This window comes from Natrialba magadii ATCC 43099, from assembly GCF_000025625.1.
Classification (GTDB): domain Archaea; phylum Halobacteriota; class Halobacteria; order Halobacteriales; family Natrialbaceae; genus Natrialba; species Natrialba magadii.
In genome coordinates this window covers 42,303-57,117 of sequence record NC_013923.1, presented here as the reverse complement: position 1 = coordinate 57,117, position 14,815 = coordinate 42,303, and the positions used below count along the sequence as shown (strand labels likewise).

At 58.7% G+C, this 14,815-nt stretch carries 12 protein-coding genes; 4 read left to right on the top strand and 8 right to left on the bottom strand.

All coding sequences use genetic code 11. The features are described from left to right. Nucleotides 1-158: 158 nt before the first annotated feature. Nucleotides 159-680, top strand: coding sequence for an Rrf2 family transcriptional regulator (locus tag NMAG_RS17725; protein WP_004266954.1), 522 nt, complete (start codon nt 159-161; stop codon nt 678-680). A 63-nt stretch (nt 681-743) separates the two neighbouring features. On the opposite strand, the gene gdhB is transcribed toward NMAG_RS17725, so the two are convergent. Both gdhB and NMAG_RS22235 read right to left on the bottom strand, forming a co-directional pair. Further along, the gene (gene gdhB, locus NMAG_RS17720) at nt 744-2,024 is read right to left on the bottom strand and encodes a glutamate dehydrogenase GdhB (protein ID WP_004266953.1); all 1,281 of its coding nucleotides are present in this window, start codon (nt 2,022-2,024) and stop codon (nt 744-746) included. A 691-nt stretch (nt 2,025-2,715) separates the two neighbouring features. Beyond that, nucleotides 2,716-2,889, bottom strand: a complete 174-nt coding sequence (locus NMAG_RS22235) for a DUF5786 family protein (RefSeq protein WP_012996876.1) — start codon at nt 2,887-2,889, stop codon at nt 2,716-2,718. 1,026 nt (nt 2,890-3,915) lie between these two features. Here NMAG_RS22235 and NMAG_RS17715 point away from each other — a divergent pair. Next, on the top strand, nt 3,916-4,719 hold the full coding sequence (locus NMAG_RS17715; RefSeq protein WP_004266950.1) for an IclR family transcriptional regulator: 804 nt from the start codon (nt 3,916-3,918) through the stop codon (nt 4,717-4,719). 63 nt (nt 4,720-4,782) lie between these two features. On the opposite strand, the gene NMAG_RS17710 is transcribed toward NMAG_RS17715, so the two are convergent. After that, complete coding sequence (locus NMAG_RS17710) at nt 4,783-5,064, bottom strand: hypothetical protein (RefSeq protein WP_004266949.1); 282 nt, start codon at nt 5,062-5,064, stop codon at nt 4,783-4,785. A gap of 825 nt (nt 5,065-5,889) precedes the next feature. Between NMAG_RS17710 and NMAG_RS17705 the strand changes: the two genes are divergently transcribed. After that, nucleotides 5,890-7,755, top strand: coding sequence for a S9 family peptidase (locus NMAG_RS17705; RefSeq protein WP_004266948.1), 1,866 nt, complete (start codon nt 5,890-5,892; stop codon nt 7,753-7,755). Nucleotides 7,756-7,884: 129 nt separating this feature from the next. Beyond that, nucleotides 7,885-8,238, top strand: coding sequence for a hypothetical protein (locus NMAG_RS17700; RefSeq protein ID WP_004266947.1), 354 nt, complete (start codon nt 7,885-7,887; stop codon nt 8,236-8,238). A gap of 56 nt (nt 8,239-8,294) precedes the next feature. On the opposite strand, the gene NMAG_RS17695 is transcribed toward NMAG_RS17700, so the two are convergent. The 5 genes from NMAG_RS17695 to lysA form a co-directional block, all read right to left on the bottom strand. Continuing rightward, complete coding sequence (locus NMAG_RS17695) at nt 8,295-9,893, bottom strand: N-acyl-D-amino-acid deacylase family protein (protein WP_004213484.1); 1,599 nt, start codon at nt 9,891-9,893, stop codon at nt 8,295-8,297. A 224-nt stretch (nt 9,894-10,117) separates the two neighbouring features. Beyond that, a complete protein-coding gene (locus tag NMAG_RS17690) occupies nt 10,118-11,242 on the bottom strand; it encodes a serine hydrolase domain-containing protein (protein ID WP_004213483.1) in 1,125 nt (374 codons plus the stop codon). Continuing rightward, on the bottom strand, nt 11,239-12,321 hold the full coding sequence (locus NMAG_RS17685) for a dipeptide epimerase (protein WP_004213482.1): 1,083 nt from the start codon (nt 12,319-12,321) through the stop codon (nt 11,239-11,241). The genes NMAG_RS17690 and NMAG_RS17685 overlap by 4 nt, the downstream gene beginning before the upstream one ends. Then, entirely contained in the window at nt 12,318-13,475 is a 1,158-nt protein-coding gene (locus tag NMAG_RS17680) for a C40 family peptidase (RefSeq protein ID WP_004213480.1), read from the bottom strand. Before NMAG_RS17680 ends, NMAG_RS17685 begins: the two co-directional genes overlap by 4 nt. Continuing rightward, a complete protein-coding gene (gene lysA, locus NMAG_RS17675; RefSeq protein WP_004213479.1) occupies nt 13,475-14,767 on the bottom strand; it encodes a diaminopimelate decarboxylase in 1,293 nt (430 codons plus the stop codon). The genes NMAG_RS17680 and lysA overlap by 1 nt, the downstream gene beginning before the upstream one ends. Nucleotides 14,768-14,815: the final 48 nt, after the last annotated feature.

Below are 14,815 nucleotides of genomic sequence, written 5' to 3'. Positions count from 1 at the left end.
TATGCCTTCCTCTTCCCCTTTCGTTTTACCGTGAAAGAAGTGATTTGTTCAAACCGAGTTGGGCATTACATACCGTCCGACCCGAAGAAACCACAGATCACAACCGGAGGTGTTCTTCGTTCGGCGAGTTTAAATGGACAAACGTCGAAATAGAGACTATGGCAGCAATTGAGCTAACGAGTAGTCAAAAGAAGATTCTTCGTGCAGTGATCGATCTTCACATGGAGCAACAAACGACAGTGAAGGGCGATGACATTGCTGCGGAGGTGGGGTTGAAAGCCGGAACGATCCGGAATAAAATGCAGAGTCTCAAAGCACTACAGCTCGTGGACGGAGTTCCTGGTCCAAAGGGAGGATACAGGCCAACTGCAGCAGCATACACAGCGCTCGAAGTTCAACAGATAGACGATCCAGCCATTGTCCCAGTCAGATACGATGGCCGAATGATGAACAACGTAGTCGTAGAGGAAATTTCACTTTCGAGCGTACACCACCCTGATCGCTGTCGAGCAGTGATACACATGCAGGAACAGATAGATACGCTCTCCGAGGGGGATTCACTTACTGTTGGTCCAACCCCACTCTCGAGATTGACCGTAAAAGGGACAATAGAACGAAAAGATAGCGTCTCTAATAGTATCACCCTCCAGATTGAACGGATGCAAACCACGGACTTGTGAAATACGGTGAGTGCGGCTGCCTGCGACGTTCCGTGGGTGGCTTGCGGCGTTAGTGGGGATCCGTTAGGGCCACAGTCCACGTGACTCGTGTGCCTCAGCAATACGCGAGAGGGCAACAATATACGCAGCATCTCGCCACGAGACGTCTCGACTCTCATACTCAACACACACCGCGTTCCAGGCACCGATCATTTCGGCCTCGAGTTCCTCCTGGACCGTTTCAAGAGTCCAGGAGCGTCGGTTGATATCCTGGAGCCATTCGAAGTAGCTCACAGTCACCCCACCGGCATTAGCGAGAATATCTGGAACGACCGGGATGCCCCGTTCGTTGAGGATAGTATCGCCAGTTGATGTCGTCGGACCGTTTGCCCCCTCTACTACGATATCTGCGCCGATCGAATCAGCGTTAGCCTCGGTGATGACATTGCCGACTGCTGCTGGAATAAAAATGTCCACATCAAGTTCGAAGAGTTCATCGTTCGACAGTACTGTGTCTGCGTGTTCTGTAACCGCATTCGGTTCCTCATCATACGAGGGAACAGCGTGCGTATCGATTCCTGTCGGATCGTACATTGCGCCCTCCACGTCGCTAACGGCAACGATTGTTGCACCCCACTCATCGAGGAGTCGTGCAGCGTGTGCGCCAACGCTCCCGTATCCCTGGACGGCAATCGTCGTTTCCGAAAGCGGACGGTCGTAATAGTCACAGACTGCACGCGTAATTATTGCGACGCTTCGACCAGGTGCTTCAGTACGGCCTTTGCTCCCGCCAACGACAGGCGGCTTTCCAGTGACCACACCTGGTACTGTCTCTCCTTCCTGCATCGAATACGCATCCATCAACCATGCCATCGTCTGTGGATCAGTTCCCATATCTGGAGCTGGGATGTCGCGATTTGGCCCCAGAACATCCCGAAGCTCTTGCGTAAATCGCCGGGTGAGACGCTCTTTCTCGGCAGTACTCAGATCAGTGGGATCGACCGCAATACCACCCTTGGCACCACCAAAAGGAAGATCCATGACTGCGCACTTCCAGGTCATCCACATCCCAAGCCCCACACACTCGTTTCTCGTCACCGCAGGGTGATATCTGATCCCACCCTTATACGGACCCTTGACACTGTCGTGTTGCGCCCGATAGCCCGTGAATACACTCACAGACCCATCATCGCGCTCGATCGGCACCGTGACTTCGTGAACCTGTTTAGGGTGTTCGAGTCGAGTAACGATACTCGGATCGATGTCGAGGTGCTCTGCGACTCGCCGAAGTTGTCTTCGGGCAGTCTCGAGAGCCGATTCTGGTTCAGCCGTTTCCTCGGTCGTAGCCTGGTTGCTAGTAGACATTCTCTCTTCAAGAGCGTCGCTTTTCGAAGGACGCCCTGGAGGGGGTAAAAGGTGTATAAGCATATACATAGTGATTAAAGAGCGATACCAGACCGCGTCCAGTGGACTAACACAGTTCTAGACGAATTCTTCACCGCTAGTTCCGACTACAACGAGAGACACAGTGAGCGCACGAAACCGCGAGATCAGGTGGACTCGACTTGGAGTGGGTACTACAGAACAACTGAAACTGTTTGTAACCAGTCGCACTATCCGCAGTTCTCAGTCACCGTGTGGCTCCGAGTTGTGCTTTCCTCGTGCAACCGGTGCGTACTGACGTTCAGTGGCAACTAGAGAGTCGAAGAACACATCAGCGGAGCGCAGTTCGGTGTGAGCGGTACATAGGTCTACACCGCGTTGCTTGTATAGAGTAGCATAAGAACGCCTACCGCGATGACGATTGTAAGCCAAGCGAAGAATACAATCGCTGCTTGTTTGCCTGTAATCTGGTCACCGTTGAGGAACTCACTCAGTCCCATACACGACCGTAATAACTGGATCAGCATAAGTCGTTTGACCAAAGCTTTAGAGCCGAAGCACATAAATAGAGAAGCCAACAGCCCTGGATTATTGGGGCCCTGTCTGAATAACGAACGGAAACAGCGAGTGCAAAATCAGAGGCTACAGAGTGTCGAGGCTCATGTGTGGTGAACTATCCTTCCTTGATCTCTTTGAGTTCCTCGAGTAAGGTAGCGGTCGACTCAACCTCTTCAAAGGTCACCGTTCCATGATATTCGTCGGGTTGATCGTCAGGACTGGATTGAGTCTCTGTGGGCGTTTGTTCACGGCGTTCGTACTCACTCTGGTCATAGTTTCCCATTCCCATGTGAGACTGAACAGACGGGTTGGATAGTAATCAAGATATCGCCCACACTGGGACTGTGTTGAGGCCGGTTGAGAGAGGTTTTCTATATAAAAATCCAGCATAATCAGATAGAGTGTGCCATCATATCAGTTATTTCACTACAGATCGTTGCAGAAGTGCAGAAGCAAGAACCGGAGATAGAGGAAGTGAGCGGGCTGGGTGAACACATCATTTACAGCAGTACATATGTAATACACCAGAGCCAGATTCGTATTTATTGTCCAATATAGATCCTACTATGCTGGACTTTTATATAAGAGGGCAGAGAGTGGTCGCCAGACAAATGTGGGAGTGGGGACTTGTGAGAGGAGAACAGCGCATGGGAAGTATAGTAACAACTGCAACTATTTACACACTGATCGCCGAGCAGGCTGGCGATCAGGTGTGTATTGACTTGCAGTGGCTACTATAGCTCACGAAACACTCCCACGTACCTCAGTGTCGGTTCGGGAGAGACCAGACGGTCCGTACAGGCATCGAGTTACTTCCTACCGACAGAAATGTATAGTCAGACTGACCGAACTGTTTATGAAATACTATCCACATCATTATGATCCACCCGCTCAAAGATATCTAGAGACGCATCAGTGTGTGCTCGATAGAACCGTTCGATCAGTATGAGCGAAGTACCTCCCCAATTACAGACGTTCGATATTGCAGAAACAGACAGCATAGTACGAGAGTATTTACAAGCCGAATGCCTGAACCATCCCACAAGAGGACCCTATATAAAAACGCGTGTGTTGTACGAGGGCGTCGAAGCTGAGATCGATGATCGATTCTCCATAGAGCTATTCGGGTTATTCTGTGAAAGTCGATCCTACTTAGAGAAGTGGTCACGAGGGTACAACGGGTCCTATCGATACCGGATTCTACAAGAACAGCTCCGCTAAGCATGAGCTGTATACAGATCCACAGCGAAAGTCGCGAGGTACTTAAGAGTCCGAGTGAGATGAATCTTTATACCTTCCAGACAGTAGAGAGCCTATGACCAAACAGACAGCAAAAACCACGGAGCGGTCACTAGCTATCATCAATACAATACAGGAACTGGGAGGGGCAACGCTCGATGAATTGGTCGACGAAGTAGATATTTCGAGGAGTACAATTCATCTCCACCTCCGGACCCTTCTCGACAAAGGGTATCTCACGAAGGAAGGAGCAGTGTATCAGATCGGGCTCCGGTTCCTCAACCATGGAGAGTACGCGCGCTCCCAAAAGAGAGCGTACACACTGGCAAAACAGACCGTGACAGAACTCTCAGATCAGATCGACGAGGAAGTCGAATTCGTCGTCGAGAACAATGGTCGTGGCATTCTCGTTCACGAATCATTTCATCCGGATAGCCACATCCCATCGAAGGAGCGACATCTCTCTACTGCGCCGAGTGCTGCCGGGATCTATTACGATCTCCATTGCGTTGCGACTGGAAAAGCGATCCTCGCCGAATTGCCAGCTGAACGCGTTGAAACGATACTGGACAACTGGGGCCTTCCCAGGCAAACAGCAAACACGATTACGGAACGAGCTGTCCTTTCACAGGAACTCGAACAAATTCGTGAGCGAGGTATCGCATTCGCCGATGAGGAGTACGTAGACGGACTCAGAGAGGTCGGCCGGCCTGTCAAAGAACCCGATGGAAACGTTCTCGGCGCAATCGCCATCATCGGCCCGAAGTACCGATTCACGGATAACCGATACACCGACGAACTACCAGACATTTTGACGCAGTATGTCGATGAACTCGAGACCGAAATTGAAAGCACGTATGTTGACGAGTTGAGCCGCTAGGCTCCGCTCACAACGAACAGCAACGGGATTCGGGAACGGTCATGGCGTCGAAAGCAACGGTGATTACGATTCGACTGTAGAAACCTCGGTAACAGTTCCAACCATCGTCCACTCCGATTCGTCTACATCTTTTCGTCCAACCAGGATTGATTCAGTATCGTCGCTCGAGACGAATCGGTAGTCCGCGTCATCATCCTCTCGAGTACCTTCAGCTTGAAACGCTTGCTGGAAAAACTCGGCTCCGGTGAGCTGGAAAATGGCCGTTGTTCCATCACTGAGTGTCAGTTCGACAGGGGCTGGACTGGTTTGATGGAGTTGTTTCGCAATCGGATTGAGATCTGCCATACTGGCGTCTTGGTCGTTGCAAGATATAAGGCGTGATGGTTTCCCAGATCCGTTCACGGCTGCAGTCACGGACGTCCTCACTGGAAATTGATCGGCGGAAACGACGGAGTTCGAAGGCTCAGCATCACATTGAACGATGGCCTGCGTTTCGTGTTCTGCCGGTACGACTCCGGCCCCGGACAACGGTTTCGAGAGCGTGCGGAAATCCAGATGTCGATATGCAGCATGTTGAGAACCGAAAGCTCACAATCATCCGAAAATCTCCGGTTTCACAGACACCGTTCGTGCCTCGGTTGGCACCCAACCCGCACTCGAGACCTCGAATCGTTCTTCCGACCGTCGACTCTCCGCACATTGATTGGCAATCGACTAACCAGTATTAGTAGTAGCACCGATATTATCTAATTTGCTATCACTAAATGAAATCTATATATTGTGTGGTTGTCGATGGTTTACTGTCAACCCAAGATAATTTGTCCATCATATATAACAGAAACGTGTAGCCACGATACCGAAGATTCAGCAGTTGTATGACGGGTATTGATCACCCAGACCGATTCTTTCGGCAACCGCCGGTCCGTCCGGAACAGATCCTCGCTATTGTGCAGTTCGACGATATTCTGTCGAATCTGCGCCAGTGAGCCGAGGATAGGGTCATCGGGAGCGTCATGACTTCTGGTTCGAGTTACTAATAGCAGCTTCCTTATGTCTTTTAGAATGTCCCAGTTAGACATACAATCGCTGAATGCGTAGTGAACGCATCAGATTCGAGTCGAATGTTCCGGGACCCATACGTTCAAACAAACGGCGTGACTGCATCAGATCATGACACGTGATGTCGGGCGCTACTTGAACGCTCGCGGAACAAGAGGAGCGACGGTCGCACCGGACGGTCGCCTGGCGTTTCGCGCGGACACGACGGGAACGATGCAGGTCTGGACACTCGGCGAGCCGGGCGGTTGGCCGACCCAGCAGACGTTCTACGACGAGCGCGTTTCGTTCGTCGACTGGTCACCGAGCGGCGACGTGATCGCGTTCGGTAAGGACACCGGCGCCGACGAGCACGATCAGTTGTACCGACTCAGTCCCGACGACCGGACGATCGTCCAACTGACGGACAGACCAGATGCGATCCACCAGTGGGGCGCCTGGAGCCCCGATGGAGACCGAGTCGCGTTCACCGCCAACCGTCGTACCACCGCTGATTTCGACGTGTACGTAATGGCTGTCGATACCGGCGAGGGCGGGACCGATCACGAGGGTGGAGCCGACGGGAGCGAACCGACACGCGTCTGTGAGGGCGACGGTCGCATCAGCGTCGTCGGCTGGAGTCCGTCCGGTGACCGACTCCTTCTCAGAAACGCCCACGCCAGTTCGGACATCGACCTCTCCGTCGTCGAGGTCGACAGTGGCGAACGTCGACACGTCACCCCACACGAGGACCCTGCTCGATACAGCCACCCCACCTTCGGACCGGACGGCGAAGCAATCTACTGTGTGAGCGATACCTTCGGCGACACGACGGAACTGATCCGCATCGACCTTGCAACGCTCGAGGCGGAACCAGTCACCGTCGACGATCAGGAATCTGATGACTGGAGTGTCGACGAGTTCGGCCTCGACGCTGCGACCGGTCGGCTCGCATACGCGCGAAACGTCGACGGCTACTCCGAGCTCTTCGTCGGTCAGCTTCGGACACCGACCGAGGCAGACACCGTCTCAGTCGGGGTCCCAGACGGTGTCGTCTCTGGGCTGACGATCGGCCCTGCAGGAAACCGAGCGGCAATGACCGTCTCGTCGACCAACCTGAACTACTCGATCTACACCGTCGAACTGGACACGATCGATGACACTGCTACACCGGAGTCGGAACGCTGGACGATACCCTCCTCCGGTGGTATCCCCCTCGAACAGTACCACGAACCCGATCTGATCCGATACGAGACGTTCGACGACAGGGAGATTCCGGCGTTCTTCACCCTTCCCGACGACTACGAGGAGGGAGAGACGCCAGTGATCGTAGACATTCACGGCGGCCCACACTCTCAGCGGCGTCCCTCGTGGCGGAACCGGCCGATCCGCCAGTACTTCCTCGATGCAGGATACGCCCTTTTCGAACCGAACGTCCGTGGCTCCTCGGGCTACGGGAGCGAGTACGCCGCGCTCGACGACGTCGAGAAACGGATGGATTCCGTTCGAGATATTGCGGAAGGCGTCGAGTGGCTCCGCGACCGGCCGGAGATCGACGCCGACTCGATCGTCTGCTACGGCCGCTCTTACGGCGGCTTCATGGTGCTTGCGTGTATCACCGAGTATCCCGACATCTGGGCGGCCGCCGTCGATTTCGTCGGTATCTCGAACTGGGTGACGTTCCTCGAGAACACCGGAGACTACCGCCGACCCCACCGCGAGGCAGAGTACGGCTCACTCGATGCTGATCGCGAGTTCCTCGAGTCGATCAGTCCAATCCACACGGTCGATCAGATTGCGTGCCCGCTGTTCGTCCAGCATGGCGCGAACGATCCGCGCGTGCCGGTCGATGAGGCACGCCAGATCGCTGACGCCGTCGAAGAGCAGGGCGTTCCGGTCGAAACGTGTATCTTCGAGGACGAAGGTCACCACACGACCAAGCTCGAGAACCGTATCGAACAGTTCGAGCGAATCGATGCGTTCCTCGATGAACACGTGTAAAATGTCGGAAATGACCGTTGGGAGACCGATAATATGAGGACAGCTGGGTCGGATAGGACAGTAGCAGAAGTTCGGCTCCACTCGAGCACAGCCCCCAAACTTTTGCGCCAGCTTCCAGAACGACTCGGTATGACTGGTGGGCTGGAGCCAACAGAAGAGTACGACGGATCGATAACGGTCCGGCTTCTGGACGATACAGCCGGAACGAAAGAGCACAGTTGTCGCTCGTACGAGGACGCGATTGCAGTCGTCAAAGCAAATCAGCACGACGTGACGGTCGCAAAAATCGTGGCTCGAGACGGAAGTGTCGTCTTCACGTCCGCCGACATGGACATCGGCGACTGGGAGAGCATCTGGCGACAGGAAAAGCGCCGCCAGTCCGTTCACGTCGAGGAGTACGACTGTCCCTACGACAGTATCTCCTGTTTTGCTGACGACCTGTGTGTGCAGTGCAAAATCGACAGGGTGCAAGATCAATACTGACGACCGCTCCGCCGAATAACTGCCCACTGCTGGACGTCAAAGAAACGACGAAGCGCTCACCGAAGCGCGACACCGGGACGCGCATCCGTATGCTCGCCATCCCGCACGACGAACTCACCGTTGACGAGCACGTGCGGAATGCCGTCTGGATAGACGGCCGGATCGACGAACGACCCACCCTGGCTCACCGTATCGGGGTCGAACACCGTAATATCCGCCCACATACCTCGTTTCAGCACGCCGCGGTCCTCGAGTCCGAGTCTGGCTGCGGGCTGGCCGGTCATCTTGTAGACGGCCGTCTCGAGTGAGATAACTGACTCCTCGCGAACGTAGTGGCCGAGCACCCGCGGGAACGTGCCGTAACTTCGCGGGTGCGGAACGCCGTCGCCGAGCGGCCCCGCCGGGCGCAGCGAGTTGCCGTCGCTGCCGATCATCGTGAGGTCGTGGGCCATAACCTCCTCGACATCCTGCTCGCTCATGCTGAAGTGGATGTGTCGGGGCCGACAGCGGTCCTCGATCAGCAGGTCGACGACAATCTGGGCAGGCGTCCGAGATTCGTCCGCCCGCTCCGCGAGTTCGCCGACGGTCTTCCCCTGGACGTGTTCGAGTTCGGGTGTCCGGACGTTCGTGATGAGAATATCGTCCCAGGAATCGGTGTTCGACTCGAGTGCCTCCCGAATCTCGGCCTGCGTCTCTGTGTCGGTCAACCGTTCGAGCGTCGCCTCGGTCCCGCCCTCGCGAGCCCAGGTCGGCAGCCGGGCGACCAGACTGGTCGAAGAGGCGGTGTAGGGGTACTGCTCGCACTGGATTTCGACGCCGTCCTCGCGGGCGCGTTCCATCCGGCGGAGGGTGTATCGGACCTTGCCCCAGTTGTCCCGGCCGACGGCCTTGTGGTGGGAAACCTGTACCGGAACGCCAGCACGGTCGCCGATCTCGATGGCCTCCTCGAGTGCCGCGAAAATATCGTCGCCCTCGCTTCGCATGTGGGTGGCGTACAGTTTGTCGTGCTCGGCGACGACAGAGGCCAGTTCGACGAGTTCCTCGGTCTCGGCGAACGCGCCGGGGGTGTAGATGAGGCCCGTCGAGAGACCGACAGCGCCGTCCGAGAGCGCCTCGTCGAGGAGCGCTTTCATCTCCTCGAGTTCGTCGGCGGTCGGCTCGCGGTCCTCGTAGCCGAGCACGGGAATTCGGACGTTTTCGTGGCCGACGAGCGAGCCGACGTTGAGCGAGACGCCGCCGGCCTCGGGGTCGTCGAGGTGGTTGAGGTACTCGCCCATCGTTTCCCACTGGCTCGTGTCGACGACGTCGCCGACGCCGCGGTAGGCAAATCCTTCGTCGACGTCCTCCGCAGCGAGTCCGTGTCGCGGCGCGGCGCTCGTCCCGCAGTTGCCGACAATCTCGAGAGTGACGCCCTGACGGACCTTGCTGTGGGCCGCTCGGTTCGCGGGGAGCGTGTAATCGGAGTGCGTGTGGATGTCGATAAAGCCTGGTGCAACGACGTGTCCCTCTGCGTCGAGTTCGGTAGCCCCGGTGCCAGAAACAGTGCCAATTGCAGCGATTCGGCCGTCCCGAATGGCGATATCGCCGTCGAACCACGGAGAACCAGTACCATCGACGAGTCGGCCGTTCCGGAGGACTGTGTCAAAATCTGTCATGGTCGACGGATTCCCGTCCGAGAGCTAAAAACCCAACCCTTGGTAGCTAGGCTATAGTAGCCACTGCAAGTCACTGCACGCCTGATCGCCAGATGACTCGGCGAGCAGTGTGTAACTAGGTGCAGTTGTTACTATAGGACGGTCGGTGCGTGGGGTCAAGCGAATGGGGGAGACAACGAAAACGACGACTATGTTGAACACAGCGACAAGGAGGTCGGACGGTGTCAGCCAAACAGCGACGCAGCAACGATCGCGTGGTAGCGCTGTCGGAACCGGTACAGTTGCACCTGCTCGTAGACGGCGTTCGTGAGGAGGCAGGCGAAACGTCCACGGTCGATGTCGACCCACAGCGAGGTGCCCGTAAAGCCGGTGTGACCGATCGTTCGCTCGGACCACTGGGGCGCCGGAATGTGGTCCGTCCCGACGCGCCAGCCGTAGCCCTGCGATGCGGTCTCCGTTCCACTCCGCCGAACCGGGAGACAGTCGATGGTCGCAGGCGAGACGAGCCGAGGCGGCGCTGCCGACGCCGAATCAGAATCTGAATCGCTGAGCAGTGTCTGCGCGAACTGTGCAACGTCATGAGCCGTCGCAAACAGCCCGGCGTTGCCGCTCTCGCCGCCCATCACGTTCCCAATCGGGTCGTGGATCTCGTTGCGACACTCGCCGCGGCCGTACTCGTGATCGTACGTCGCAACGACGGTTGACTCGAGTTCAGACTCCGAATCGCCTGTCTCGTACGGACCGAGGGACGAATCACGCATGCCGGCGGGGCCGAACACGTGCTCGTCGGCGAGCGTCGCGAGGTCGGTTCCGGCCACCTGGCGAAGAGCGGCCGCGAGGTAGACGTAGTTCAGACAGCTGTAGACGAAGCCGTCACCGAGTCGGCGATCGAACAGGTTCTGGTCGGCGAGCCCCGCCAGTACGTCGTCGACACTGTCCCACTCGGGCGAGAAGGCGTACGGCTGTAGGCCGGACGTGTGCGTCAGGAGCCGCCACAGCGGAATTTCGCCGCGCCGGTGGCGCTCGAGTGCAGGCAGGTGGTCGCCGAGTTCGTCGGTCAGGGTCACCTCCCCCCGTTCGAGGAGTCGAAACAGTACCGTCGTGGTGACGATTGGCTTCGTGAGCGAGGCGCAGTCGAACGGCGTCTCGAGGCCAACCGTGCGCTCGTCGGTTGGCGACGGCTGTCCGACGGCGACCGTAACCGGTAGTTCGTCGACGCCACCGGCGACGGCAACTGCCGCCGTGTAGTACTCGCGCTCCAGGCCCTCCTCGAGTAGCGACTGGACTCGCTCGGTGGCGATAGCGGTGTCCGAGGAAGCAGGCCCAGTGCCACCGCTGGCAAACGTCATCGCTCGACGGGCGACTCGGGCACAGCATCCGGCTCGGGAACGATTCCGTGGCCGGGTCCGGTGAGTTCGTGCGTCGGTCCGGATGGGAGGTCCGCGAGCCCGCGCTCGAACGAGTGGTTGCCGTCGAGGTCGACGTACGAGAAGTCACCCAGTCCGGCGACCAAGTGGGCGCTGGCGTGGAGGCCGAGCGCGCTCTCTAGCATACAGCCGACCATCACGTCGAGATTCGCGCCGCGTGCGATTTCGGCGATGGCAGCACCGTCGGTCAGCCCCGACTTGCCCGCCTTGATGTTGATCACGTCGGCGGCACCCTCCGAAACGACCCGGTGTGCATCCGCAGGTGTGAAGACCGTCTCGTCGGCCGCGACCGGCGTTCGAACGGCCTCAGTAACGCGCTTGAGGCCAGTAACGTCGTCTCGGTGAACGGGCTGTTCGAGCAGGCCGACATCGAGCCCGCGGTCGGCAGCCCGGTCGGCAAACCGAATCGCCTCCTTCGGTGTCCAGCCCTGATTCGCGTCGACCTTGAGCCCCGCATCGGGGGCCGCACGTCGGACGGCCGCAACGCGCTCTAGGTCAGACTCCACATCGCTGCCGACTTTGACCTTGAACTCGTCGAATCCCTGCTCTTTGGCAGCCTCTGTCTCTGCCGCCGCGGTTTCCGGATCGACAATCGCGACCGTGATATCGGTCCGAACCGGCTCCGGCTTCCCGCCGAAGCACTCCGCCAGCGCAATCCCTCGCTCGCGACAATAGGCGTCGTACAGCGCCGTCTCGAGTGCAAAGCGCGAGGAGACCGCCCCGGGAAGCGCCGCGTCGAGTTCCAGTGCGAGTTCGCGCCGGTCGCGAAGGTCGCGTCCCTCGAGTACCGCCGCGCCAGCGGTCGCCCCAGCGATGGCGCTGTCGATCGTCTCGCCCGTGATGGGCGCGAGCGGTGCGCCTTCGCCCCAGCCGACGACGCCGGAGTCGGTCTCGAGTTCGACGAGCACGTTCGTCGCGCGGTGTTTCGTCCCGAGCGAGATTTCGAACGAGTCGATCAGGGGGAACTCGACTCGATAGACGTCGACGCGGTCGACGATCATCGGTCAACCTCCATCGAGTCAGCGTCGGTCGGCAGGAGTCGCTTCGTGGCCGTCATCGACTCGTCGAGCGATTCGACATACTGCTCGTCGTCGGGGTCGAGGCTGTTGATCGTCACCGCATCGTCGCTGCCGTAGGCGTGGATGTAGTCGTCGCCGCCGAGGCTGATCGCGACGTGGCCGGGGAAAAAGAGCAGATCCCCGGGTTCGAGTTCGTCGCGGTCGACGGCCTTTCCGAGCGTGGACTGCTGGTCTGCGTCGCGCGGAACGAGCACGCCAATAGCCGCATAGGCGATGCGAACGAGGCCAGAGCAGTCGATCCCGTCGCTGGTCATCCCGCCCCACTCGTAGGGCGTCTCGAGGAACTGTCTCGCGATGGAGACGACCTCGTCGCCGGTTCCAAGTCCGGCCGTCTCGCGGATGGCGTCGGCGTGGAGTCGCGCTGTGGCACCGGTTCGGAAGGAAACGACGAGTTCGGCTTGGGTGGCCGTCTCGGAGCCGGTCCCGCTGGACTCGGCGTCGGTTCCGTCCGACTCGATTCGGCACTCGACACCCGCGGGAACGGTGTCGAGACCGACGGTGCTGTCAGGATCACGGTCTTCGTCCTCGAACGCGTCAGCCGGCGCAGTTGCGACAGCAGCATCTGGTTCCCACTCGTCGGTGACGTCGAGTTCGCAGAGCGCCTCCTCGTCGACCCAGCCGAGGTAGCCGTCGGCGGTCCGAACGCGACACCAGCCGTCGCGGCCATCGTAGGCCGTCAGGGCTTCTCCGTACAGTGCCTTCGTGACCTGCTCAGCGTCCTCCTCAGGGTCGCCCCTGACGGAGACCACGCGACGACGAGTGGTGCGTGGCACAGCCAGAGACTCGAGTACGGTCAGCTCGTCGCGAACTGTGGTGGCGTCTGTGGTGGCGTCTGTGGTGGCGTTAGCGGCGGCGTCCGAGCCATCGTCAGACTGCGCGGAAACGGCCTCCTGCACAGCATTGCGAACACCGGTTCGAACCCGCTCGGTGCTTACCGCCCCTTCGAGAACGACGGTATCGTCGGAGACGACTGCATCGACAGCGGCGACGGCAGCCCGCTCGTCAGGAGCGTACTGCGTCGTTGCCTGCTGGACAGCGAGCGACGCAGCCGTCTCGAGTGCGGCGTCCGTGCTCATCAGTCAGCCTCCGTCGTTACGTCGTCGAGCGCCAGGTCCTCGGGCTGCTGTGCGTTGCCGATGATTTCCTCGACCGATTCTGGCTGACGGATCGTCTCGACATCACCGTTCGAGCGCAGGAGAACGATCGGCGGCTTCGGCTGAGCGTTCGTGTGCGATGCGCTGCCGAGCGAATACGCGCCGATGCGGTCGATCGCGATGGTATCGCCGCGCTCGAGTGGCGGCAGCGAGACGTCCTCGGCAAGCACGTCACCCGAGTAGCAAAGTGGTCCGGCGAGGTGATAGGATTCGGTTGGCTCTGCCTCCGAAAGTGCGTAAATCGGGTACGGCCAGTACGACGACACTGTGTTCGTCCCGGCGTCGAGCACGGCGAACGTCGCGTACGGCGTCTCCTTGACGACGCCGACACGGGCGAGCAGCGTCCCGGCGTTGCCGACGAGTCGCCGGCCCGGTTCGAGAAAGAGCGTTGGGAGCGACATGTCTGTCGCAGAGAGCGAGTCTTTGACGTTCGTCGCGATTGTCTCGATGATCGTTTCGGGAGCAGGCACATCGTCGTCGTACGGTACCGGGAGCCCGCCGCCAAGATCAAGCACATCGATCTCGACGCCGAGTTCGTCGCGAATATCGACGGCGAACGCGCACATATCTCGCGCTGCGACGCCGTATGGCTCGGCACTTTGTATTTGGCTGCCGATGTGGAGTTGAATGCCCGCAAGGTCGATTTCCTCGGCGGCCACCGCCTTTTCGGTGACTGCCATCGCGCGACCCGAATCGATGTCCAGCCCGAACTTCGTCTCGAGTGTCGCCGTCGCGACCTCGGGGTGGGTGGGGACCTCCATCGACGGGTTACAGCGAATTAGCACGCGCGGGCGAACGTCGGTTTTTCGCGCGGCCGCCACGAGCCGTTCGAGTTCGGTTGCGTTATCGACGAGGAAGTGTCCAACGCCGGTTTCGAGGGCGCGCTCGATGTCCTCGGGACGGCGGTTCATCCCGGTCAACAGCAGGTCGTCGGCATCGTAGCCGGCCGTCTGTGCCGCCGCGAGTTCACCGCGGGCGTACACTTCGGCGTGACAGCCCTCGTCGCGGAGAATCGAGAGGATAGCGGGATTGTAGTTAGCCTTGACGGCAAAGTGGATGGTCGAGTCGGGGTAGTGCTCGTCAAGCGCGCTTCGAAGCGTTCGGTAGTTGTCCCGGATGTCGTCCTCGTAGAAGACGTATACCGGGCTGTCGTGCGGTGCACACAGCGCCGCTTCGTGTTCGAGCAAGCGTTCTCGCCGGTGGGTGAGATCCATTGGTACTACGTGACGCATCAGTTCGTGAAAGCACCCTCCCTCGCATGC

Bases quoted from the DNA above. Each gene is read 5' to 3' on its own strand.
- NMAG_RS17725 (WP_004266954.1), top strand. From the start codon at position 159: ATGGCAGCAATTGAGCTAACGAGTAGTCAAAAGAAGATTCTTCGTGCA.
- gdhB (WP_004266953.1), bottom strand. From the start codon at position 2,024: ATGTCTACTAGCAACCAGGCTACGACCGAGGAAACGGCTGAACCAGAA.
- NMAG_RS22235 (WP_012996876.1), bottom strand. From the start codon at position 2,889: ATGGGAATGGGAAACTATGACCAGAGTGAGTACGAACGCCGTGAACAA.
- NMAG_RS17715 (WP_004266950.1), top strand. From the start codon at position 3,916: ATGACCAAACAGACAGCAAAAACCACGGAGCGGTCACTAGCTATCATC.
- NMAG_RS17710 (WP_004266949.1), bottom strand. From the start codon at position 5,064: ATGGCAGATCTCAATCCGATTGCGAAACAACTCCATCAAACCAGTCCA.
- NMAG_RS17705 (WP_004266948.1), top strand. From the start codon at position 5,890: ATGACACGTGATGTCGGGCGCTACTTGAACGCTCGCGGAACAAGAGGA.
- NMAG_RS17700 (WP_004266947.1), top strand. From the start codon at position 7,885: ATGACTGGTGGGCTGGAGCCAACAGAAGAGTACGACGGATCGATAACG.
- NMAG_RS17695 (WP_004213484.1), bottom strand. From the start codon at position 9,893: ATGACAGATTTTGACACAGTCCTCCGGAACGGCCGACTCGTCGATGGT.
- NMAG_RS17690 (WP_004213483.1), bottom strand. From the start codon at position 11,242: ATGACGTTTGCCAGCGGTGGCACTGGGCCTGCTTCCTCGGACACCGCT.
- NMAG_RS17685 (WP_004213482.1), bottom strand. From the start codon at position 12,321: ATGATCGTCGACCGCGTCGACGTCTATCGAGTCGAGTTCCCCCTGATC.
- NMAG_RS17680 (WP_004213480.1), bottom strand. From the start codon at position 13,475: ATGAGCACGGACGCCGCACTCGAGACGGCTGCGTCGCTCGCTGTCCAG.
- lysA (WP_004213479.1), bottom strand. From the start codon at position 14,767: ATGGATCTCACCCACCGGCGAGAACGCTTGCTCGAACACGAAGCGGCG.